Below are 22,536 nucleotides of genomic sequence, written 5' to 3'. Positions count from 1 at the left end.
CCAACATTAGAACAAGGGAGCTTGAGAGTTCGGTGATGAACTATATCTCCGGCTTGCCCGATGTGATGCTGCCGCACAATTTGCAGAATCACGCTACCGTCTGGCTGTAGCGCTAAGCGCAGTCGGTTTTGAGTTCTACGGCAGAACTGCTAGGGTGCGTCTCGGGCGATCGTCACTCGGCCACCTCCTTGGTACCACGTGGTCAGCTTCAAGATGACTTGCCAGTAGGTTCACTCCCGGCTGTCCGGCTAGATTGACCTAGTCGCCGGTTGCCAATTCGGCGCCAGACATCAGTCTGCATGCGGTGCAGAGACGCACCCCTCGACAGTTAATTTTTAGACCGTCGCCTCCAGTTCCGAGGAATAAGGCCCTGACCCGACGCCTTGGTCCAGCGCTCTTTCGTAGCTGAAACGTAGCGAGGGTCCGATGGAAAATAGGCATGCTCCAGCAGGAGTACTTGCAAGCCGCTGCGCGCCTCCACCTCTTTGAAGAGAAAGTCGATGTGCTGTCGCATTGCCACATAGTCCTCGTCGTCGGAAATCGAAATCTCGTCCGGCCGGGCCTCATCCACTTCAGGTTCGACCTCGGCGACGTCCTCGTCGCCTTCATCCTCCGCTTCATCGACGTCCCTACTCTGATTGGGGAAGTAAGGACGGCTGAGTTGGTCGAGGACGATGACGCCAGGTACAGGCCTGCGCTCTTCTTCGAAATGCCTTTGCAGTCCAAACGCCAGTGCTACATGGACTGCCAGCCAGTTCTGATCGGAACCAAGATCCGCCATCGAGAGCACCGCACCATCGGTCCCGGCCTCAATGATAGAGACCGACGGCTCCCGTGCCGAAAACATTAGCTCTGCATCAACGCAGGGCTCAACCTTTGGCAACTTTGAGAACGCTTCAGAGGCGTACCGTGAGACAGTGGTTTCCGCACGGCGCATGCGGACACGTCGGTTGTCAGCGTCGACCTTCGCCTCTAGCTCCGCAATTTCGTCGCGCTGTTTAGTCAGGTCTTTGGCGGGCTTTAGAAGCTGGTCGTCGATGGTTTCAAGAAAGTATGTCGCCCTACCACGGAAGAAAGACTGGAGCTGAGCAAGATCGGCGAAGTGCTTGGCCTCGGCAATCTGGCTCAGTGCGGATGCGACTGCTGCATCGAGCTCCCTCAGAAGGCCGCTGAGCTCTTCAACCCGCTTGTTCAACTGCTCTTGCGCTTCGGCGATTTTTGGCCGAAGGCGTCCAACTGCGCTCGTCTCTGCGCGAATGGTTTCGAGCGATCGCCTCATAGCGATTGCGATTTCTGCGCCAGCGGAAGTTTCAGATTCACAAACTGGGCACTTAGTGGGCACCTCCAGCAGGTTAAGGTGCTCGGCGATCTGGAGTTTCTGCTGTTGGGTACTGACCGCAGCTTCGTATTCCAACGAATCCTGTTCCGTCACGGCCAGCGCTCGAAGCTTGCGCTTGGTTTGGTTCAACTCCTTGAGTGTGGCTTGTCGGCGCTGCTGCAAGGCGTCAAGATGGTCAGCACTTGGGTACTGCAGCGGACGAGCTGTTGGCGACACAGCCCTGCGCAACATGCCGACGAGGAAGGCTTCGTCAACTTCTTCGGTTGGTCGCTCTACAAGTCCAAGCTGCTGAGCCTCACCAAGCAGAACCCGACACCTTTGCTTTAGCAAGCTGTCTTTTGCGACACGGGCCTCCTCACGAGCGGCGTCGATTTCCAAAGCTCTGCGCGCCTGTCGAAGGCGTCGCTCGGCCGCCGCCGTTGACCCATTAACAACGCCTAGGAAGTAAGGCATCGTCGAGATGATGGTGGCCGCTTTGCGAGCATCGTCAAGACCGTGCAGCAGGACCGTCTCGCTGTCGATAACCTCCTTGGTGACGAATACGTATGGCGTGAACTGGCGAATCGACGGTCTGTCCAGCGCGTCTCTTTCGAGCTGATCGGAATCTGCTATAGGCATAGCCTCGATCCCGAACGCTTCGCCCAACCTGGCCTTACTGACTGCCACAGGCCCTCTGCCTTCAAACTCTTCCACGGAGCGAGGAACCTTCAAGTTTCTCCCCGTAGTTACATACATGTAGGAATTGGGCGCCTTGCCGACAAGCGGGACCTGGCGGCACGAGATCAGTTCATCAACACCCCTTACCCACTTGACTCCGACGGCGACGCACCGGCGTCTCACATAGACAGGAAGCTGGCACTTCGACGACCCCAGGCAGTAATCCAATGCCTTGATAACCGCCGACTTACCTGTGCCCGATGCGCCGGTGATGATATTCACACGATCAGCGTCCAGTTCGATGATGCGGAAGGCTCCTTCCTCGCCAATTAAGAAGACGCTTGCGATGTTCCATCGCTTCATACAGAAACTCCTAATGCTTCCAGCACGGACCTAGGCGAGCCCATCCCGGCCATCCAGATCCCAAGCAGGCGGGACCGCTTCAAGGCCGCACCAGTCACGCCGGTCGCCACCGCTGCCGGTTGCGTCTTCCGGGTGCTCTGGATGCCGCCGTCTGCTGTGAGCTTGAATATTCCGGCGATGCAGCCAAAGCGAATGGCAGTCGTCGTGATTTCAAGCGTCGAGTTGACCTTCTTTGCCAAGTCGACTGACACCTTCGGGTGTCGACTCATCCACAGCGTCAAGCCGGTCTCCCGATTGCAGCCATCAAAGGTCGACGCCAGGTCTTCCGAGATCGCGAGGGGCACGACTAGGTATACCAACGCCGCCGCCGGGCAGACTCCAAGCCGTGTCACCTCGTAGGCTGAACAGAACTGTGCGAGCACCGCGCCGCAGAACGCCGGATTGGTCTCGGCGAAGACGTCACGCGCGGCAATCATTGACACCCCTTCAACAGGGTCAAATAATCAGGGTGCCAGCCGACGGTTTGCTCAGCCGCTAAAACCTGATAGCTGCCACGCACGTAGTAGGAAGCACTCCAATTTTTTGCGAAGACATCGACTTCCTTGTGGGCTTGGCTGAACGACCACCGAAATACATCCAACCCTGCAGCCCGCTTCACATCTTCCGCGGCTGACCGATGTTGCTCGACCATCGGCTCGTGCCGGAATCTCCATTCCCGCACCAGATACCTGTCGTATCGATCGATACGTACAGCCATGTCCGCTCGCTCGGTCATCCACTTGTGGCGCTGGGACCTTGCCCTCCATTCTTCGCTTTGCGCCGAATGAATCTCGGAGTTGGTGCAGTTTACGAGCTTTAGCTGCGTGGCGATCATCGACGGCGGATTGTGGTCGTCGGGTGGGGTCTCGAACTGGAAGTCGGCGAGCAGCTCGTCGCGCGCCAGCTCGCCGGCCATCTCGAGCAATTGCTGCTGAACCTCAAGTCTAGTGATGAACCGCTCTCTCTTTGTGCAGAACGAGTAAACAATCTGCAAATCCCACCATTCCATGAGTCGCTGCGAAATCGCTTCACGCTGGTCAGGAGGAAAGTTATGGAGCGCATTCGTGATGCCGCGTTGAATTTCGTTGATATTGTTCGCGGCAGGTTGAATCTTCACTCTGGACAGGAGTTTTTCCCGGGTTACCTCCGGGAGAGCGATATAGGCAGAACAACCGAGCAGTCGCTCGGCGTGCGGCAAGGGGCTCTTGCCATTCTTCTTGGCCTCAGCGTGCTCATCCACTACGCGCTGAGCCTCCGCTTCCAAGAGCTTCAAGAGACCGGTGCGCGACGCCTTTTCATCAAGGAGAGGCGCCAAAACGCTGCCAGGCGGCAACGGAGCCACGGTGACGAGTTGGAAGCGCGTATCGTCAAGGCTCACCTTTGGCAGCACATCGATCCATGCCCTGAGTGTCTTCCAGAGGGCCGCTGACGCCAGGCTTACTCCCGCCGGCTTCTTGCTAAGGGAGTGCTTCAGCTGAACAAGCAGCGACCGGCCGTTGAGGGCGATCTCCACATCGTCTAGGCGCTCCAGACATACCGTGGCGTCGTCTTCAACGGCTTTGAGAATGGCCAGCAGTCCGTATAGCGATTGATAATAAAACCCCAGCGCTGCATCGATGGCGGAGTGATCATCTACTGCGGCCGTAGTCGTAGAACTCACGTCGTCCCCCTGAATCTCCGCTGGTTGGCCGCGGCCATCTTCCCCTGACCGATCCAACGCGTGGGGCGGTTGAGGCGCTTTCGCAAACTGTAACGCCCTTCGAAGCGTAGCTGAACCATCAGGTGCGACCACTCCGAGCGCTTTGATTTCCACCAAGTGTGCGCCCGCCGGCTGGATGACAGATCCGCCGTTGAGATCTTGAGATCTCATGTATGCCAGTGGCCGACTGGGTGAATCGATGACTGCCCCGTACAAGAAGCTGTCATTCAGCTCCGACCGCCGAACGACAGCACCCGCTGCAAACCCGCCCCTCATCCCCCGAACTCCGCCCGTTCCAACGATCCTCTGACGTCGACAAGAGCCCCCACGCGGCCCCGTCCTGCCTTCGACCGCGACCTTGTCCGACCCGCATCGCGCGCCTCGGCCTTGAGCATCCGCCTGCCGCCCGCCACGGTCCGACAGATCTGACCGCGGCCCGTGTCCCCGGCGAACGCCGTCATGCACATGACAGGCATGCGCCTCCCGCACTCCGTCCCGGAGCCTGCCCCAGCCGCAGCCCCGGAGCCCGCTCTTTCGCACGAAAGAAGACCGCCGCATGAACGTCCGCCACACCGCTTCGTCCGTCCGCCCCGTCGTCGAGGGCATGGGCGCCTTGCCGACGCCCGAGGGCTGCGCCTTCCGGGTCTGGGCGCCGCATGCCGAGGCGGTTTTCGTCGCGGGCGACTTCAACGGCTTCGCGCCCGACGCCCATGCGCTGCAGCCCGAGGCCGACGGCTACTGGTACGGCTTCGTCGAGGAGGCCCGCGCGGGCCAGCAGTACAAGTACGTGCTCCACCACGCGGGCCAGCAGTTCTTCCGCATCGATCCGTACGCGCGCCAGGTCACCTCCTCGGTCGGCAACGGCGTCATCTACGACCACGCCGCCTTCGACTGGGGCGACGACCAGCCGCAGATCCGCGGCCACAACGAGCTGGTGATCTACGAGCTGCACGTCGGCTCGTTCTTCGTGCGCGAGGGCGAAGGCCGGCCGGGCAGCTTCGAGCTGGCGCTGGCCAAGCTCGACCACCTCGTCAAGCTGGGCGTCAACGTCGTGCAGGTGATGCCGGTGGCCGAGTTCGCCGGCGACTACTCCTGGGGCTACAACCCGGCGCACGTCTTCGCCGTCGAGTCGGCCTACGGCGGCCCCGACGCCTTCAAGACCTTCGTCAAGGCCTGCCACCAGCGCGGCCTGGCGGTGGTGCTGGACGTGGTCTACAACCACTTCGGCCCGTCCGACCTGGACCTGTGGCGCTTCGACGGCTGGAGCGAGAACGACAAGGGCGGCATCTACTTCTACAACGACGATCGTTCGGCCACGCCCTGGGGCGACACGCGCCCCGACTACGGCCGCGAGGCGGTGCGCCGCTTCATCCACGACAACGCGATCTCGTGGCTGCGCGACTTCCACCTCGACGGGCTGCGCTACGACATGACGCCCTACATGCGCAGCGTGGGCGGCAACGGCCACGACATCCCCGACGGCTGGAGCCTGATGCGCTGGATCAACACCTCGGTGCGCGAGCAGTTCCCGGGCCGCATCCTGATCGCCGAGGACATGCAGCACCTGCCCGAGATCTCGCAGGTGGGCGAGCACGGCGCCGCCTTCCACGCGCAATGGGACGGGGCCTTCGTGCACCCGATCCGCGAAGCCGCCATCGTCGCCCACGACGAACACCGCGACCTGCACCGCGTGCGCGACGCGCTGCAGACCCGCTACAACGGCGACGCCTTCCAGCGCGTCATCTACACCGAGTCGCACGACGAGGTGGCCAACGGCCGTGCCCGGGTGCCGGCCGACATCCACCCCGACGACCCGACCGGCTGGCACGCGCAGAAGCGTTCCACCGCGGCCGCCGCGCTGGTGTTCACGGCACCGGGCATCCCGATGATCTTCCAGGGCCAGGAGTTCCTGCAGGGCGGCTGGTTCCGCGACGACGTGCCGCTGGACTGGGACCACAGCCAGCAGTTCCGCGGCATCCTGCGCCTGTACCGCGACCTGATCGCGCTGCGCCGCAACCTGGCCGGCAGGACGCGTGGGCTGCAGGGCCAGCACATCCACGTCTACCACCTGAACAACGACGCCAACGTGCTGGCCTTCCAGCGCTGGCAGGACCACGGCCCCGGCGACGACGTCGTCGTGGTCGTCAACCTGAGCCACGAGGCGCGCAGCGACTACCGCATCGGCATGCCCACCGGCGGCCGCTGGACGCTGCTGCTGAACTCCGATGCGCCGGTCTACGGCGCCGACTTCGACGGCCAGACGGCGCAGTCGGTGGTCGCGGAGGACGAGCCCTACGACGGCTTCGGCGCCAGCGCGGTGGTGAACGTCGGGGCCTACTCGGTGCTGATCTACGCGCTGGAGTGAGCGGCCCGCGGCCCCGCGGCATCACGGCCCGTCCATCCGCCCGAGCCTCGGTCCGGCAACGGAGGCCCGGGCGGTGGCAGGCCGGGCCGCCATGACGGGCGCCGCTATCGTCGTCGGCAGTTCCTGCTGCCGCCGATGCCCGAAGGTCTCTTCTCCCCTGCCCGCCTGGCCGTCCCCGGCGTACCCGCCGACCGCCTGAGCGCCGCCCTCGTGCGTGTGCTGCCGACGACCCGTTTGCGGCTGAGTCTGGCCGACAGCCGCGAGGCCGCCTTCGCCGCCGCGCGCAACGAGACGCGGGCCGACGGCACCGAGGTCTGGCACCGCGCCTTCACGCACGAGGATCTGGCACGCGCCGACGACCCGGTGTTCGCGATGGCGATGGTGCAGCACGAGTTCGCGCTGGCCGTGCGCGCCGGAGCGTGTTTCCCGGTCGAGGTGCCGCTGGTCGGCGGAGGCGGCGGCTTCTGCATCGACGCGGCCGGCCACGTGCTGACGAACTACCACCTCGTCGCCGGCGAGATCGAGCGCCTGGGGCGCCAGGCCGGCGTGCTCGGCGTCGAGCAGCCCTGCCTGGGCGTGCGCGCCGAAGTCGCCCGCCTGGGCGCCGACGGTCGCTGGGCGCTGCTGCCGGCCGAGCGTGTCTGGCTGGTCTCCAACCCGCCGGCCTCACGCGCGATCCAAGACCTGGGCAACGGCCGCGGCGAGCTGCGCGAAGACTGGGCGCTGCTGCGCGTGGAGCCGTCGCCGCAGGCCGCGCTGACGCTGGCGGCCCGCCCGGCCGTCGTCGGCGAGCCGGTCTGGATGGCCGGCTTCCCCTTGCGCAGCGCCCGCCCGGCCGCCACACGCGCCGCGCTGGACTACGACGACGCCGACGGCTCGCTGCGCGTCTCGCACGGCCAGGTCACCGCGCTGGGCGACGACGACAGCTTCGTCAGCGACCTGGACGGGTCGATGGGCAGCAGCGGGTCACCGGTGTTCGATGCCCATGGCGAGGTGATCGGGGTGTTCTCGCGCGTGGCGGGCAACGGGCCGCGCAATGCGTTCGAGTACGGGGGGACGCCGCGGGTGCACGTGGGGGTGCGGGGGAGCTTGATGGGGATGGGGGCGGGCGGCGGCTGGCTCTGAGAGCTGAAGGGGCAGCGTCGTACCGTGGGCGGGCACCGCGGTGAGCGCGCTAGTGCGCCTGGAGGTCCCCGCCGCGGCGATCGACGTGCAACGGCGCACGCAAAGTTCGATGCCGGCAGCCGGCCGGCCTGATCGCGCCCAGCGATGTCTGAGGGTCTCTGCTGCAAGGTCTACCTGGCCGGTGCCGCCGACAGCGCCGCCGGCCAGCGTTTCGAGCGACGCGGCGCGCAGGTGGCCTTATCCGAACGGTTCCACCGCGAACGCCTTCGCCCTGGAACGCACCTCGTCGGTCAGTCGGACCGACTCCCACGACCGCGAGAGGTGGAGATCAGTCAACTGACCCCTAGGCCATGCCCATTCGTTCTCCCGAGAAGGCGACTGACGCTCTGACACGCGCCATGTGCGAGCGGCGCCACAGGTCCGCCACCAAACTGTCGCTTGCGACTAGTGCGGGCCCTGGTTTCAGCGCAACCTCGCTAGAATCGAGTTGCGCGACTAGCCCCATTGCTATTGAAGAGTAATGGCGTATCGGGCTTCTCAACCGATTTTTCGCTCAAGTCTATTCCGGCCGTGGTAGGCGGTCGCGCACCTCACACCCCCTGCAACGTTCCTCGGCGCAGTTCGTACACCGAGTAGAACCAGATCTTCTCGCGCTCCCTCCTTGGGTCGCTCGGCGATACAAGCCTATTTCGCTTCAAGACGACCTGCACCACCGATTGATGGCGGTACGGGAAGCTGATGATCCCGCGCAACCCAAGATAATCTTCGGTGACCGAGTTGCCATCCGCAAACTTCGTGACCCTTGCGCGTCCCAGGTTGAAGACCTGCCGGGATTTGGTAACCAACGTCTTGGCGGCGCCGAGAAGCATCCAGGACTGGACGATCCGTTCAGGTAGCCGACCGCGGCGCGTGATGTGCTTCCAGCCCTCACGATTGACGAGGATCTCTCCCAGCACCGGGCTTTTCCTCGCCGCAGAGTCGTCGCGCCAAGCCTTGTAGTACCCCCATGCGTCGTTGCGCAGTGACTCGTTCTTTCCGAGGACCGGCAGCAGCGTATCGCTCCGCTCCAGTGAGAACGTCTCCAAAAGGCGGTCGTGAGTGCGCGCACCACACAGCCGGTGGAAGTCGCCCTTCGAATGATGCGAGAACCGTTGCGACTTCGGTATCAGAATCATTCCCGCGTTGGTCGTCGAGTAGGACGCGGGGTCTCTGAGATCCACCCACCATGCCGGAGGCGCGAGCTTGTCCTTGGTGTCGTCAACGAAGACTAGGACAGCGGGACCCGGCACTCGTTGCCATCGGCTGCGGTGCTTCGCGATGTACGCCGGTCCCAGTGCAACGCCGATGTGTTCTGGGTGTTGCTTTTGATCCTGGCGATAGCCTTCCCCGCCGCACTTCACCTGCACAAACACGATGCCACCCGTATCCGCAGGCTTTGCCGAGCCCTTGCGCATGAGGATAACGCCATCGATGGCGTCGTCGTTGGAGGCACCGTACTCCTGCCAGCCGCTCTCCCAGAGGTTCTCGACGATCGCCGCGACGGTATTGACACCGATCCGCCCCTTAACGCGGTTGCTAGTGCTCATGTGCTCCTTCAAATGCGTGGATCGATAGTCCGTTGATGCGCCCAATCTTTGGCGGAGCAGGCTAACACCTCCGTAGCCTCCAGCGTATCCGTCATCCATACCGATCGAGGATCGTGCTAGGTATTGTGATGAGTGACCGCTTGCGACCGACCAGAAGCCTTACGTACGCACTAGGCGAAGCGCTGCAAGGGGTCGTGTACGTGACTGCAGCCGCTTGGGAGAGCGGTCACGGGCCTGGCTGAAACCGCGCCTGACCAGCATTGATACGTTCAAAGTCGGGAACACCTCGGGCACCGGTCTTTTATGCCGTATTGAGCACGACGACTCAACGACCGGAACGGAGCCGACACCGCCACCTGACTCCATCCCCGTGGCCGACTGCACTTGCTGCGTAGCGGCCACTGAATGACCACCCATAGTCAGCCACAATCTACTTGCCCTTGAGCTGACCTTCAATCGCCGCCACCAGCGTGGCCGCCGGTTGACCCAAGGCAGCAGCGCACTTCAACAGCACGGCAAGCGAAGGCTGGCGCTCTCCCCTCTCCAGCTTCCCGTAGTAAGAGCGGTCGACGCCGGCCAGCAAGGCGAATGCGTCTTGCGCGACGCCGCGCTGAAGCCGCAGCTCCCTCAGCACGACGCCACAGGCAATGGCGACCGCCGGGTCGAACGAATCGGAGCGGGAGACCCGGGGGCGGACGGAACTCTTGGAGGCAGGACGGGCTTGGACCACGTCCTGAGGCTCGTGAACTCGCCGCTAGTTGGCCACGGCATATATGCCGTATAGTGTACGGCGAGCCATGAGAGGCGCGGTCACGCGCCGAACGCGCCAGCTGTGCTGGCGACCACTCCATGACGACAAGGAGCCGGCCATGAGCAGACCTGAAGGCGATCGGTCAACTGAGCCGCTTGCTGATGCTCTGTGTTGTCGTTACCTCGTTGCGCGCTTCGCCTCCCTTGGCGCCATCGGCGACGACGCAGCCGCCGCATCCACGGCGCTGACTTGGGCCGTCGCCACCCACGCCGACGGCCACCACGCGCTGCTCGGCGCCTGGTGCGTCCCGCGTGACGGCGACATCGCCTGGCCCGAGTTGCTGGCCGAGTTGTGGACGCGCGGTGCCGAACGCATCGAATGGGCCGTCGTGCCGGGCGGCGCCCCACCGGCCGCCACCGCAGATGCCGAGCTCACGAAGGTCGTGCACTGGCACGACGCTTCCACGCCGGTGCCGGTGTTGCCGCCTCGTACGAAACGCCTGCTGGCCAAGTCCGACGACGTCGCCCAGCGCCTGCACGCCGCCATGCTGCGCGCGGCGCGTCGCCAAGGCGGCCGCTTCGACAGCGCCGAGTCGGCGTTCGCCAGCCTGCAGCGTCATTGGCGGCGGCTGGAACGCCGCCTCGACGCCGAGCACGCCGCGCGTACTGCCCGCCGCCCGGCCGGCACGGCAGCGGCCAGTGCTGCGCCGGGCCGTTGAGGCGGGGCCATGGACCTCACGACCACGATGGCCGACGACCTGCGGGCGGTGCTGGCCCGGGTCAAGGCCGCGCTGATGCGCCGCGGCCGCACCGAGCACGACGCCGAAGACCTGCTGCAAGAGGCCTGGGTGCGCCTCGCCTGCTACGCACGCGAGCAGCCGGTCGACAAGCCCGAGGCCTTTCTGATGCGGGCGGCCATGAACCTCTCCATCGACGCCTACCGCTCGCGCCTGGCGCACGGCACCGAAGTGCTGCTCGACGACGTGGTGCTCGTCGACATGTCGCCCACCGCCGAGGAGGTGCTGCTCGCTCGCCAACGCTTCGCCCGCCTCAGCGTGTGCCTGGCGCGGCTGAGCCCGCGCTCACGCGAGGTCTTCCTGGCGCAGCGCATCGAAGGCCTCAGCCATCACGAGATCGCCCGGCGCTACCAGATCAGCACCAGCACGGTGGAGCATCACATCGCCAAGGCGTTGCTGCAGCTGACGACCTGGATGGAGGGGTGGTAGCCGGTTGGCAGAGCACGCACCAGCGCGAAGAAGACCGGCACTGAACGCGAGAGCCCCCCGGCCCTACCCTTTCAAGCCGCCGTCCCGTCCTTCGCCAGATGCCGCCACGGCGCGACGCTGCGCTGCAGCGTCTGCAGCGCCTCGGCCAGCCGCTGCGCCGGGTCGGGCGACAGGTTGCCGGCGCGCACGGCGGCCTCCAGCGCGGCCACGGTGGCGGCCAGGTCCGCAGCGCCCACGGTCAGCGCGGCGCCGCGCAGGCTGTGCAGCGCCTCCAGCGCACGTTTGCTGTCGCCCTCGGCCAGCCCGGCGCGCACGCTGGCGACGGCGCCGTCGCCCTGCTCCAGCAGCTTCACGCACAGCTTCACGAAACGGGCGAAGTCACCCTTGAGCAGCCGGTGCACGCGCGCGACGTCGACGCCGTCGATGACCGGCCAGTCCTCGCCGACGGCCACGGCGGCGGGCGCCGGCGCCAAAGGCGCCTCGGCCGACAGCGGCGGCAGGGGCGCGGCCTGGGGTGCCGTGGCGCCGGGCCGCACATGGCGCGACAGCACCGCCACCAGCTCCTCGATGTCCACCGGCTTGGACAGGAACTGCGTCGCACCCACCTGCATCGCGCGCTGCTGCTCCTCCACCAGCACCGCCGCCGAGAAGATGATGATCGGCACCTCGTTCAGGCGCAGCTGCTCGCGGATGACGCGCGTGGCCTCGTAGCCGTCCATCACCGGCATCTGCAGGTCCATCAGCACGGCGTCGAAGGCGCCGGGCTGGCTGCGCAGCATGACGACGGCCTGCTGGCCGTCGCGCGCCGGCGTGGCTTCGGCGCCTTCGAGCCGCAGCGCGCGGCCCAGCAGGTCGAGGTTGGTGTCGTTGTCGTCCACCGCCAGCAGCCGCATGCCCCGCAGCCGCGGGCCCTCGGGCGCCATCGGGGCGCGGGCGTAGACCGGGTGCTGGGCATCGTGCCCGTTGCCCAGCGCCAGGCGCAGCTCGAACCAGAAGGTGCTGCCCACGCCCTGCGCGCTGTCGGCGCCGATCTGCCCGCCCATCAGCTCCACCAGCCGCTTGCTGATCGACAGCCCCAGCCCGGTGCCGCCCTGGCGCCGCGCCAGGCCCGAGTCGGCCTGCGCAAAAGGCTCGAACAGCTCGCGGATCTGGTCCGGCCGGATGCCGATGCCGGTGTCCTGCACCTCGAAGCGCAGCCGCACCTGCGTCCCGTCCTGCTCGAGGACACGCGTGCGCACGACGATCTCGCCGTGCTCGGTGAACTTGATCGCGTTGCCCACCAGGTTGACCAGCACCTGCTCCAGGCGCTGCGGGTCGCCGATCAGGCTGTGCTGCAGCGACGCGGCCTGGGCGGACTCGATGCGCAGCGACAGGCTCTTGTCGCGTGCCATCGGCGCCAGCAGGCTGTCGATCTGGGCCAGCAGCTGGCCGAGCACGAAGCTGCGGCTGTCCAGGCGCATGCGGCCGGCCTCGATGCGGCTCAGGTCCAGGATGTCGTTGATGATGGCCATCAGCGAGCGCCCGGCGCTGCGGATGCGCAGCACCATCTCGGCCTGCTCGCGCGCGAGCGGCTCGCGTTCCAGCAGCTGCGTCAGGCCGATGATGGCGTTCATCGGCGTGCGGATCTCGTGGCTCATGCTGGCGACGAAGTCCGACTTCACCGCGTTCGCCTGCGCCAGCTGCTCGTTGCGCTGCTCCAGCCGGGCCCAGGCCCACAGCACCACCGCCAGCATCACGGCCGCGGCGCCGCTGATCAGCACCTGCGCCGCCATCGCGCTGCGCGCGGAGCGGCGTTCGCGCTCGGCCAGCAGGGCACGCTCCTCGGCGCGCATCTGCTCGACGGCGGCGCGGATGCGGTCCTGCAGGCGCTTGCCTTCGCCGCTGGCGATGAGCGCCCGTGCGGCTTCGAAGCCCTTCACGGTGCGCAGGTCGACGACCTGGTCGATCAGGTCCAGGCGCTTCTCGGTCATCTCGCGCAGCGTTGCCAGGCGGGCCGTCTGCACGGGGTTGTCGGCCACCAGGCGCTGCAGCCGGTCCAGCTCGAGCAGGCTGGACCGCGCGGCACGGCGGTAGGGCTGCAGGTACTCGGGGTCGGAGGTCAGCACGAAGCCGCGTTCGGCGGTCTCGGCGTCGACCGTGCGTTCCAGCGCCTGGCCCAGCGCCGCCAGCACCTCGCTGGTGTGGGCGACCTGTCGGGCGTCGCTGCGCAGCTTGCCGATGCTGGTAACGGCCAGCACCGCCAGCGCGACGGCGATGGCGATGACGAAGACCGTCGCCACCGCAACACGCCCGCGCAGCAACGGGGCGTCGGGCGATGCCCGGTCCATTCGACGCGCCATGTGGACCCTCCGGCAGAGCCGTTGCAGGTTGTCGACGCCAGCGCCCGAGGCAAGCCCCGAACCCGCCACGACCGTATGCGCCGCGGCGGCCGGCTGCCAGCGGCATAAGCCCTTGGCAGGGGCATGGCGTCCCCTGATCGAACGAGCGCCGCGCCGTCGCGCCGCCGGCTTCAGCCGCCCGCCGGCGCGACGAGGTGGAAAAAGCTGCCGCTGACGCGCCCGCCGCCGTCCAGCACACGCCAGGAGCCGGTCTCGGCCACCTCGCGCCCGTCGGCGTCGACGATGCGCGCCAGCGGCGCGTCGGGCTGGGCGGACACGCTGGCGTAGTGGAACTCGTGGCCACGCAGCCGCGTGCCGGCGGCGTAGCCGGGCAGCGGCGCCTGCAGCTCGGCCAGGCGGTAGCCCAGGTGCAGGCGGCGCTGGCGGAACGAGGTCTCCAGACCCAGCAGCCCGGCCATCGGATGGCGCGTGCCGTCGGCGTCTTCGAGCACCGAGCCCAGCGCCATGTAGCCGCCGCATTCGCCGTGCACCGGCCGCGTTTGCGCGAAGGCGCGCAGGCCGTCGCGCCAGCGGGTGGCGGCGGCCAGACGGCCGGCGTGCAGCTCGGGGTAGCCGCCGGGCAGCCAGCAGGCGTCGGCGCTGTCGTCGGGCGCTTCGTCCGCCAGCGGCGAGAACGGCAGCAGCGCCGCGCCGGCCGCATGCCAGGCGTCCAGCAGGTGCGGGTAGACGAAGGAGAAGGCAGCGTCGCGCGCCAGCGCGATGCGGGCGCCCGGCGGTGGCAGCGGCAACGCCGGCGTGGGCTCGCAGGCGCCGGCGGCGGCGGCGCGCAGCGCGTTCAGGTCCACGTGGTCGGCGACCAGACGGCCGAGCGCGGCCAGCGTCGCGGCGCGTTCGGGCAGTTCCTCGGCCTGCACCAGGCCCAGGTGGCGTTCGGGCAGCGCCACGGCAGCGTCGCGCGGCAGCGCGCCGAAGACGCGGAAACCGGCGGCTTCGACCGCGCTGCGCACGGTGGCCTCGTGGCGCGTGCTGCCGACGCGGTTCAGCAGCACGCCGGCGAGCTTCAGGCCCGGGCGCAGACTCGCGAAACCCAGCGCCACCGCGGCGGCCGACTGCGCCTGGCCGCGCACGTCCAGCACCAGCAGCACCGGCCAGCCGAAGGCTTCGGCCAGGTCGGCACCGGCGCCGCGGCCCCATTCGCCGGGTGTCACGGCACCATCGAACAGGCCCACCGACGCTTCGGCCAGCAGCAGGTCGCAGCCCTCGGCCGCGCCCAGCAGGCCGGCGACGCGCTCGCGGCCCATCGCCCAGCTGTCGAGGTTGAACGAGGCGCGGCCGGCGGCCGCGGTGTGGAAAGCCGGGTCGAGGTAGTCGGGGCCGTTCTTGAACGGCTGCACGGCCAGCCCGGCGGCGCGCCAGGCGGCCAGCAGGCCCAGCGTCACCGTCGTCTTGCCGCAGCCCGAGGCGGGCGCTGCGACCAGCAGCCCGGGCGGGATCATCGGGTCTCGGGGAAACGCGGCGAGGCGCCCGTCGGCCGGTAGCGCCGGTCGTAGTCGACGGCGTAGAGCCGGCTCTCGTCGAAGTCTTCGGTGCCCAGCGTGCGGCCGACGAGGATCAGCGCCGTGCGCTCCATCTCGGCGCCGACGGCCGCGTCCAGCGTCGCCAGCGTCGCGCGCACGACGCGCTGGTCGGGCCAGCTGGCGCGCCAGACCACGGCCACCGGGCAGTCGTCGCCGTAGTGCGGGCGCAGCTCGGCAACGACCTGGGCGAGCACGTGCACCGACAGGTGGATGGCCAGCGTGGCGCCGGTGGCGGCAAAGGCGGCGAGGTTCTCGCCCTCGGGCATCGCGCTGGCGCGGCCCGAGGTGCGTGTCAGCACCAGCGACTGGGCGACGCCGGGCAGCGTCAGCTCGGCGCCCAGCGCGGCGGCAGCGGCGGCGAACGAGGGCACGCCGGGCGTCACGTCGTAGGGGATGCCCAGCGCGCGCAGCCGGCGCAGCTGCTCGCCCATCGCCGACCAGATCGACAGGTCGCCGGAATGCAGGCGCGCGACGTCCTGGCCGCGCGCGTGGGCGGCGGCGATCTCGTCGACGATCTGGTCCAGGCTCAGCGGCGCGGTGTTGACGATGTGGCAGCCCGGCGGGCAGTGCGCGAGCACGCCTTCGGGCACCAGCGAACCGGCGTACAGGCAGACGGGGCTGGCGGCGATCAGGTCGCGGCCACGCAGCGTCAGCAGGTCGGCGGCGCCGGGGCCGGCGCCGATGAAATGGACCGTCATCGTTCGTCCTTCGCGGATTGGGCCAGGGCCGCGGTCGCCAGACCGTCGGCCGACACGGCGCGCGCGCCCAGCAGCCGCGCGCCGGGGCCGGCGCCGGCCAGCGCGGCGGCTTCGGCCAGGCTGCCGGCGCCGGTGAGGCGGCGCACACGCGCCGACTCGGTGAGGGTGCCTTGCGTCGCCAGCAGCGCTTCGGGCAGCGCCAGCACCGGCAGGCCGGTCTCGGCGGCCAGCGCCTGCATCGCCGGCGCGCCGGCCTTGCGCTCACTGGTCGCCAGCGCGTCGGCGCCCTGCCCGCCCGCGGCGGCCAGCGCCGCGCGCAGCGACTCGACGCCGGCGCTGCTGCGAAAGCCGAGGCCGGCGACGATCATTTGCAGACCGTCCACTGGACCACGGGACGCGCCGGCTGCCAGCCACGCAAACGTCCCAGCGGCGCGGCACGCGCCAGTTCGATGCGCAGCAGCTCGCCGCCGTGGCGGGCGTGCAGCGTCGCCAGCAGCGCCTCGGTCTCCAGCGTCACGCCGTTGGCCACCAGGCGCGCGCCGGGCGCCAGGCGCGCCCAGATCGCCTCGAACACGGCGTTGTCCAGGCCGCCGCCGACGAACACCGCGTCGGGCGCCGGCAGCGCTTCCAGCGCCTGCGGCGCGTGGCCTTCGACGACCGTCAGCCTGTCCTGCAGGCCGAAGCGGCGCACGTTGGCTTCGATGTTGGCAACCCGTTCGGCACGCGTCTCGACGGCCAGCGCACGGCCGCCGGCGAGGCAGAACTCGATCGAAACAGAGCCGGAGCCGGCGCCGACGTCCCAGAGCAGCTCGCCCGGGCGCGGCGCCAGCGCGGCCAGCGTCAGCGCACGCACCGGCGACTTGGTGATCTGGCCGTCATGCGCGAACAGCGCCTCGGGCAGGCCGGCGCAGCGTGGCAGCGGGCGGCCGCCGGCGGCCTCGACGGCCAGCAGCGCAGGCGAAGCGGCGTCGTGCAGCGCGTAGGCCGCAGCGGTGGTCTCGCGCACGCGTTCGTTCGGGCCGCCCAGCGCCTCCATCAGCCAGACGCGGCTGGCGCCCCAGCCGTGTTCGGCCAGCCAGGCGGCCAGCGCCGCACCGGCGGCGCCGTCGCGCAGCAGGCACAGCGCACGCGCGCCGGGCGCCAGATGCGGCAGCAGGCGCTCGAAGGGCGCGGCGTGCAGGCCCAGGCAGGCCGTCTCTTCCAGCCGCCAGCCCAGGTGCGCCGCGGCCAGCGACACGCAGCCGGCCGCCGGATAGGCGCGCCATTCACCCGCCGCCAGCCGCGCCGTCAGCGTGCCGCCGGCACCGTGCCAGAACGGGTCGCCCGAGGCCAGCACGGCGACCGGCCGGCCGCGCAAGGCCAGCACCGGCGCGACGTCGAAGGGCAGCGGCCACTCGCGGCCACGCGCGCCGACGTCGGCCAGCGCGAGGTGGCGGGCGCCACCGAAGACAATCTCGGCCGCGCCGAGCGCTTCCCGCGCGTTCGTGCCGAGGCCGGCGAGGCCGTCCTCGCCGAGACCGATGATCGAGAGCCAGGGTTCAGACATGACACGCGTCCTCTTGTTGGGAGGCACCACCGAAGCCAGCCGTCTGGCCGCCGCGTTCGCGCGCGACGGCGTCGAGGCGGTGTTTTCCTACGCCGGCCGCACCGCGGCGCCGGTGGCCCAGCCGCTGCCGATCCGGGTCGGCGGCTTCGGCGGCGCCGAAGGCCTGGCGGCCTGGCTGCGCGCCGAAGGCATCAGCCACGTCGTCGACGCGACACACCCGTTCGCGGCGCAGATGAGCCGCAACGCGGTGGCCGCCTGCGCCGCCACCGGCACGGCGCTGATCGCGCTGGAGCGCCGCCCCTGGGCAGCAGCCCCGGGCGACGACTGGACGCACGTGGCCGACATCGAGACTGCGGCCGCGGCCTTGCCCGAGACGCCCGAACGTGTCTTCCTCGCGATCGGCCGCCAGCACCTGGCGGCCTTCGCGGCGAAGCCGCAGCACCACTACCTGCTGCGCCTGGTCGACCCGCCCGAAGGTGCGCTGCCGCTGCCCGACGCCGAAGCGGTGATCTCGCGCGGCCCCTTCGGCTACGACGACGACCTGGAACTGCTGCGCTCGCGCCGCATCACGCGCCTCGTGACCAAGAACGCCGGCGGCGAAGGCGCACGCGCCAAGCTCGACGCGGCGCGCACGCTGGGCCTGCCGGTGATCGTCGTCGACCGCCCGGCGCTGCCGCCGCGCGCGAGCGTCGAGACCGTCGCCGAGGTGCTGGCCTGGCTTCATGCCGAACGCGGCGTGTAGACCCAGCGGCCGACGCGGCGCGTCGCCGAGTTGCCGACCAGCACGACGGTACGCATGTCGGCCATCTCGGGCGTCGCTTCGGCCAGCGTGACGGTGACGAGCTGCTCCTCGGGCGTCGACACGGCGCGGGCGAAGGTGATCAGGCGCTCGCCGCCGCAGGCTTCGCGCAGCAGCTCCAACACGCGCGCGAAGCCTTCGGGGCGGCTGCGCGAGCGCGGGTTGTAAAAGGCCATCGCGAAGTCGGCCTGGGCCGCGGCGCGCAGCCGGGCCTCGATCAGCGCCCAGGGCTTCAGGTTGTCCGACAGGTTGATGGCGCAGAAGTCGTGGCCCAGCGGCGCCCCGGCACGCGCGGCGGCGGCCAGCATCGCGGTGATGCCGGGCAGCACGCGGATGTCGAGCTGCTGGTGTTCGGGCGCGGCTTCCAGCGCCTCGAACAGCGCCGAGGCCATCGCGAACACGCCGGGGTCGCCGGAGGAGACGATGACGACCCGCGCGCCGGCTGCCGCCAGCTCCAGCGCGTGGCGCGCCCGCTCGACCTCGACGCGGTTGTCGCTGGCGTGCAGGCGCAGCCCGGGGCGGGCGGCGACACGCGCGACGTAGGGGATGTAGCCGACGATGTCGGTGGCCTCGGCCAGCGCGACGCTGACTTCGGGCGTGACCAGCGTCTCGGCGCCCGGGCCGAGCCCGGCAACAGCGATCCAACCGCTCATGCCCGAACCTCCGGCCGCCGCCCGTGGCCGTGCACCAGCACGATCGCGAAGTACGGGCAGTCCTCGGGGTCGGCCTCGGCCAGGCGCAGCACCCGCTCGCCGGGCATCGTGCCGCGTTCGACCAGCCAGGCGGCGTCCAGCCGGCCGGCGGCGGCCAGCGCGCGCCGCACCTTGGGGAGATTGCGGCCGGTCTTCATCACCACCAGCGCGTCGGCGGCGCGCATGCGTTCGACGAGTTCGGCCTCGGGCATCGTGCCGGGCAGCACCGTCATCACGTCGTCGCCCCAGGTGATGGGCTCGCCGGTGGCGTTCCAGCAGCCGGCCATGCCGGGGATGCCGGGGATGACCTCCAGCTCGACCCGCCCGCGCAGGCGCACGTACAGGTGCATGAACGAGCCGTAGAAGAACGGGTCGCCTTCGCAGAGCACGACCACCTCGCCGGGCAGCGCGGCCAGGCGCCCGGCCCAGTCGTCGTAGAAGCCGGCGAGCGCGTCGTTGTACTCGTCGCCGTCGACCGGGAGTTCGGTCGTCACCGGGTACTCCATCGCCAGCTCGACGGCCTCGGGGTGCAGCAGTTCGGCGGCGATGCGCCGCGCCTGGCCCGGGCGGCCGGCCTTGCGGAAGTAGGCCACCTGGCGGGCGGCGCCGATGACACGCGCGGCGCGCAGGCTCACGAGGTCGGGGTCTCCGGGGCCCAGCCCGGCGCAGATCACTTTGGCCAACGCGCTACTCCTTGCGGCTGGCCAGCGCGTTGATCGCCGCCACCGTGATCGCCGAGCCGCCGAGCCGTCCTTCGACGACCACCGCCGGCACCGGCGGCGCCTCGATCAGCGCGGCCTTGGATTCGGCGGCGCCGACGAACCCGACCGGGCAGCCGATGATCGCCGCCGGCCGCGGGCAGGCCGGGTCTTCCAGCATGTTGAGCAGGTGGAACAGCGCCGTCGGCGCGTTGCCGATCGCGACCACCGCGCCGGCGAGCATCGGGCGCCACAGCTCCAGCGCCGCGGCCGAACGGGTGTTGCCCATCTTCGCGGCCAGCGCCGGCACTTCGGGCGCGTCCAGCGTGCAGACGATGCGGTTGTCGGCCGGCAGCCGGGCGCGCGTGATGCCTTCGCTGACCATGCGTGCGTCGCAGAGGATGGGTGCGCCGGCGGCCAGCGCGGCACGCGCCACGGCCGCCATGCCGGGCGTGAAGCGCACCTGGCGCTCCAGCCCCACCATGCCGGCGGCGTGGATCATGCGCACGACGACCGGCTCCTCGTCGGCGTCGAAACGCGCGAGATCGGCTTCGGCGCGGATGGTGGCGAAGGAGCGGCGGTAGATCGCGGCGCCGTCGGTTTCGTAGACGTGGGGCATGGGGGACGGAGGTTCAGGCCTTGGCGCCGCTGAAGACGGGGCGCAGCAGCGGGCCGAGGAGGGTCGGGACGAAGGCGGCGAGGAAGACCAGCCAGCCGGCACACCAGAGCTGCGCCGCCAGCGCCACCGGGTTGTCTAGCCAGCCGTAGAGGAAAGGTGCGGTCGTGCGCAGCCAGGCGCCCAGCCAGACCAGCGCATACGCGGTGGGCAGCAGCCGGCCGGCGTCGAGTGCACCGCCGTCACCACGCCGCGCCGCCGCGCGCGAGGCGATCGAGAGCACCATGCCGGCCATCGCGCCCATCGTCAGCGCGTGCACCGCGTCGCGTTCGGGCCAGAACTCCGGCGCCAGGCGCGAGACGCCGACGATGACCAGCCCGACGATCAGCGAGCAGAAGGTGGTGTGCATCATCACCAGCAGCGTGTTGCCGCCCACCGCATGCGAGCGCCAGCCCGAGAAGCGCCAGGCCTGCACCGCCGCGGCCAGGATCAGCGCCCAGCCGCTGGCGGTCTCGGCGCCGGCCAGCGTCAGCCCCAGCGCGAGGTACAGCGTGACCAGGCCCAGGCGGTTGGCGAGCCGGTTCTCGCGCGGCGCTGGCGTGGCCGAGCCGCTCTGGCGCAGCCAGTTGGCGGTGAACGCCGGGATCATGCCGCCGGCGATGATCGCGACCTTCATCGCGAAGAACATCACCGCGGCGCGCTTGAGCGCCAGCACGTCCAGCGGCCAGGCTTCGCGCGCGGCGACGACCAGCAGCGCGTCGACGAGGCCCAGCGCCAGGATCGCGCCCGGGAAACCCAGCTTGTTCCAGACCCGCGCGGCGGCGATGTCGCGCAGCAGCCAGAAGGTCACCATGCCGAAGTACAGCGCGCCAGGCGCCAGCAGCAATGCCAGCGGCAGATGCGCGGCCTGCAGCATCACCAGCCGCGCGGCGACCCAGAAGGCGACGAGCAGCATCAGCGGCCGGCCGGCGATCATCGGCCGCGAGGTCCAGCTCGTCACCGCGGTGAGGAAGTAGGCCGCGACCGAGGCGCCGCCGAAGCCGAACACCATCTCGTGCACGTGCCAGACGGCCGGCGTGCCCAGCGTCGGCAGGCCGAGCCCGGGCCACCACCACCAGCCCCACTGCCACCACGACAGCGCGGCCAGCGCCCACAGCCCGGCCATCAGGAACAGCGGCCGGTGCGGCGCGAGCCAGAGGGCGGACAGCGGGGACGGGGCGGGTTGTTCTGTGGTTCGAGCCATCGGCTAGTACGGCAGCCGCAGCCAACCGATCGAATAGCGGGCCCCGGCACGACGGCCTGCGGGGCGCCAGCGGTCGTCAGGGCACGACACCCTGGGCGAGGCGAGCGCCGGATTTTATGGGGCGGCGTCCGGGATTTCGCGCCGCAGCAGCGGCCGCAGCCCGACGACGCCGCCGACGACGATCAGCGCCGGCGTGCGCACACGCTGCTCCAGCGCCAGCTGCGGCAGCGTCGTCACGGTGCCGGTGATGCAGCGTTCGTCGGGCAGCGTCGCACGTTCGACGACGGCCGCCGGCGTGTCGGCCGGCAGGCCGTGGGCGACCAGTTCGCGGCAGATCAGCGCCAGCGTGCCGACGCCCATGTAGATGACGAGCGTCTGCCGCGGCCGCGCCAGCGCCGCCCAGTCCAGGTCGATGCCCTGGCCGTCGGCGCGCAGGTGGCCGGTGGCGAAGACCAGCGCCGCGGCGTGGTCGCGGTGCGTCAGCGGGATGCCGGCGCTTGCCGCCGCGCCCTGCGCGGCGCTCAGCCCCGGGATGACGTCGAAGGGCACGCCGGCTTCGGCCAGCGCGATCGCCTCCTCGCCGCCGCGGCCGAAGATGTAGCCGTCACCGCCCTTGAGCCGCACCAGCGAGCGGCCCTCGCGCGCCAGGCGCAGCATCAGGGCGATGATCTCGTCCTGCGGCAGCGCGTGCCGCGACGCCTGCTTGCCGACGTACAGCCGCTCGGCCGAGGCCGGCGCCAGCGCCAGGATCTCGTCGCTGACCAGCGCGTCGTAGAGCAGCAGCGAAGCGCCCTGCAGCGCCTTCAGGCCCTTGAGCGTCAGCAGTTCGGGGTCGCCGGGGCCGGCGCCCAGCAGGGTCACGTGGCCGCAGGCGGGGCCGGCTTGGATGTCACGCTGCATCGTCGAGATTCGTTGGGCCGCGGACCGGAAACGACAACGCCACCCGTGGGTGGCGTTGCGTCGATGTCCTGATGGGCTGCGCAGGCTTCGGGCCTGCGGCCTCCGCCGTGCAAGGGCGGGTTTCAAACGCATTGAGGGGTGTCCTGGGACGCCCGGATCATAGCGGAGCCGCCCCGGGCGGCCCACCGGCCGCGCCCCGGGCACCCCGATTGCCCCGGGGCCAGGACCCGATGCCGACACCGCTGACCCCGTTCGCACGCTGGCGAGCCACCCGCTGGC

20 protein-coding genes are annotated in these 22,536 nt (G+C 69.5%); 5 read left to right on the top strand and 15 right to left on the bottom strand.

The annotated features are described in order from the left end of the window. Positions 1-328: 328 nt before the first annotated feature. Genes EV684_RS08255 through EV684_RS08245 form a run of 3 tightly spaced genes read right to left on the bottom strand, consistent with a single transcriptional unit; the run spans position 329 to position 4,268 of the window. A complete protein-coding gene (locus EV684_RS08255; protein ID WP_132646046.1) occupies positions 329-2,359 on the bottom strand; it encodes a DUF3732 domain-containing protein in 2,031 nt (676 codons plus the stop codon). Next, complete coding sequence (locus EV684_RS08250) at positions 2,356-2,835, bottom strand: three component ABC system middle component (RefSeq protein WP_132646044.1); 480 nt, start codon at positions 2,833-2,835, stop codon at positions 2,356-2,358. Before EV684_RS08250 ends, EV684_RS08255 begins: the two co-directional genes overlap by 4 nt. Further along, entirely contained in the window at positions 2,832-4,268 is a 1,437-nt protein-coding gene (locus EV684_RS08245) for an ABC-three component system protein (RefSeq protein ID WP_132646042.1), read from the bottom strand. The genes EV684_RS08250 and EV684_RS08245 overlap by 4 nt, the downstream gene beginning before the upstream one ends. Positions 4,269-4,653: 385 nt before the next feature. Here EV684_RS08245 and EV684_RS08240 point away from each other — a divergent pair, with 385 nt between their 5' ends. After that, positions 4,654-6,462, top strand: coding sequence for an alpha-amylase family glycosyl hydrolase (locus EV684_RS08240; protein WP_132646040.1), 1,809 nt, complete (start codon positions 4,654-4,656; stop codon positions 6,460-6,462). A gap of 135 nt (positions 6,463-6,597) precedes the next feature. Next, positions 6,598-7,587 carry a S1 family peptidase gene (locus tag EV684_RS08235; RefSeq protein ID WP_132646038.1) on the top strand — a complete coding sequence of 330 codons (990 nt, stop codon included), beginning with the start codon at positions 6,598-6,600 and terminating at the stop codon, positions 7,585-7,587. Between the two features lie 590 nt (positions 7,588-8,177). Here the strand turns inward: EV684_RS08235 and EV684_RS08225 are convergent. Together EV684_RS08225 and EV684_RS08220 are read right to left on the bottom strand one after the other, a co-directional pair. Then, entirely contained in the window at positions 8,178-9,173 is a 996-nt protein-coding gene (locus tag EV684_RS08225) for a DUF4365 domain-containing protein (RefSeq protein WP_165908432.1), read from the bottom strand. A 430-nt stretch (positions 9,174-9,603) separates the two neighbouring features. Further along, positions 9,604-9,903 (bottom strand): helix-turn-helix domain-containing protein, encoded by a 300-nt coding sequence (locus EV684_RS08220; RefSeq protein WP_132646032.1) that lies wholly within the window; start codon positions 9,901-9,903, stop codon positions 9,604-9,606. A 139-nt stretch (positions 9,904-10,042) separates the two neighbouring features. On the opposite strand from EV684_RS08220, the gene EV684_RS23965 reads away from it, so the two are divergent. Next, positions 10,043-10,642, top strand: a complete 600-nt coding sequence (locus tag EV684_RS23965; protein ID WP_165908431.1) for a transposase — start codon at positions 10,043-10,045, stop codon at positions 10,640-10,642. Between the two features lie 9 nt (positions 10,643-10,651). After that, the gene (locus EV684_RS08205) at positions 10,652-11,149 is read left to right on the top strand and encodes an RNA polymerase sigma factor (protein WP_132646028.1); all 498 of its coding nucleotides are present in this window, start codon (positions 10,652-10,654) and stop codon (positions 11,147-11,149) included. Positions 11,150-11,220: 71 nt separating this feature from the next. On the opposite strand, the gene EV684_RS08200 is transcribed toward EV684_RS08205, so the two are convergent. From EV684_RS08200 to cbiE, 5 genes are all read right to left on the bottom strand, one after another. Beyond that, complete coding sequence (locus tag EV684_RS08200) at positions 11,221-13,476, bottom strand: CHASE3 domain-containing protein (RefSeq protein WP_165908430.1); 2,256 nt, start codon at positions 13,474-13,476, stop codon at positions 11,221-11,223. Positions 13,477-13,658: 182 nt separating this feature from the next. Beyond that, positions 13,659-14,984, bottom strand: coding sequence for a cobyrinate a,c-diamide synthase (locus tag EV684_RS08195; protein WP_132646024.1), 1,326 nt, complete (start codon positions 14,982-14,984; stop codon positions 13,659-13,661). Continuing rightward, the gene (gene cobM, locus EV684_RS08190) at positions 14,981-15,763 is read right to left on the bottom strand and encodes a precorrin-4 C(11)-methyltransferase (RefSeq protein WP_132646022.1); all 783 of its coding nucleotides are present in this window, start codon (positions 15,761-15,763) and stop codon (positions 14,981-14,983) included. Before cobM ends, EV684_RS08195 begins: the two co-directional genes overlap by 4 nt. Then, positions 15,760-16,131 (bottom strand): cobalamin biosynthesis protein, encoded by a 372-nt coding sequence (locus EV684_RS08185; protein ID WP_132646323.1) that lies wholly within the window; start codon positions 16,129-16,131, stop codon positions 15,760-15,762. The genes cobM and EV684_RS08185 overlap by 4 nt, the downstream gene beginning before the upstream one ends. Continuing rightward, entirely contained in the window at positions 16,128-17,309 is a 1,182-nt protein-coding gene (cbiE, locus tag EV684_RS08180) for a precorrin-6y C5,15-methyltransferase (decarboxylating) subunit CbiE (RefSeq protein WP_132646020.1), read from the bottom strand. Before cbiE ends, EV684_RS08185 begins: the two co-directional genes overlap by 4 nt. Here cbiE and EV684_RS08175 point away from each other — a divergent pair. Then, positions 17,308-18,051, top strand: coding sequence for a cobalt-precorrin-6A reductase (locus EV684_RS08175; protein WP_132646018.1), 744 nt, complete (start codon positions 17,308-17,310; stop codon positions 18,049-18,051). The genes cbiE and EV684_RS08175 overlap by 2 nt on opposite strands. On the opposite strand, the gene cobJ is transcribed toward EV684_RS08175, so the two are convergent. The 5 genes from cobJ to cobA form a co-directional block, all read right to left on the bottom strand. Next, positions 18,030-18,761, bottom strand: coding sequence for a precorrin-3B C(17)-methyltransferase (gene cobJ, locus EV684_RS08170; protein WP_132646016.1), 732 nt, complete (start codon positions 18,759-18,761; stop codon positions 18,030-18,032). The two genes, EV684_RS08175 and cobJ, sit on opposite strands and share 22 nt — an antisense overlap. Continuing rightward, complete coding sequence (cobI, locus tag EV684_RS08165) at positions 18,758-19,483, bottom strand: precorrin-2 C(20)-methyltransferase (protein WP_132646014.1); 726 nt, start codon at positions 19,481-19,483, stop codon at positions 18,758-18,760. Before cobI ends, cobJ begins: the two co-directional genes overlap by 4 nt. Before the next feature lie 4 nt (positions 19,484-19,487). Continuing rightward, positions 19,488-20,117 carry a precorrin-8X methylmutase gene (locus EV684_RS08160; protein ID WP_132646012.1) on the bottom strand — a complete coding sequence of 210 codons (630 nt, stop codon included), beginning with the start codon at positions 20,115-20,117 and terminating at the stop codon, positions 19,488-19,490. Between the two features lie 13 nt (positions 20,118-20,130). Continuing rightward, positions 20,131-21,357 (bottom strand): NnrS family protein, encoded by a 1,227-nt coding sequence (locus tag EV684_RS08155; protein WP_132646010.1) that lies wholly within the window; start codon positions 21,355-21,357, stop codon positions 20,131-20,133. Positions 21,358-21,471: 114 nt separating this feature from the next. Further along, on the bottom strand, positions 21,472-22,257 hold the full coding sequence (cobA, locus tag EV684_RS08150) for a uroporphyrinogen-III C-methyltransferase (RefSeq protein WP_132646008.1): 786 nt from the start codon (positions 22,255-22,257) through the stop codon (positions 21,472-21,474). Between the last annotated feature and the right edge of the window lie 279 nt (positions 22,258-22,536).

This window comes from Rubrivivax gelatinosus (assembly GCF_004340905.1).
Classification (GTDB): Bacteria; Pseudomonadota; Gammaproteobacteria; order Burkholderiales; family Burkholderiaceae_C; genus Rubrivivax; species Rubrivivax gelatinosus.
Note: the sequence above shows the minus strand (reverse complement) of the source record. Positions and strands in the feature narration are given on the sequence as shown.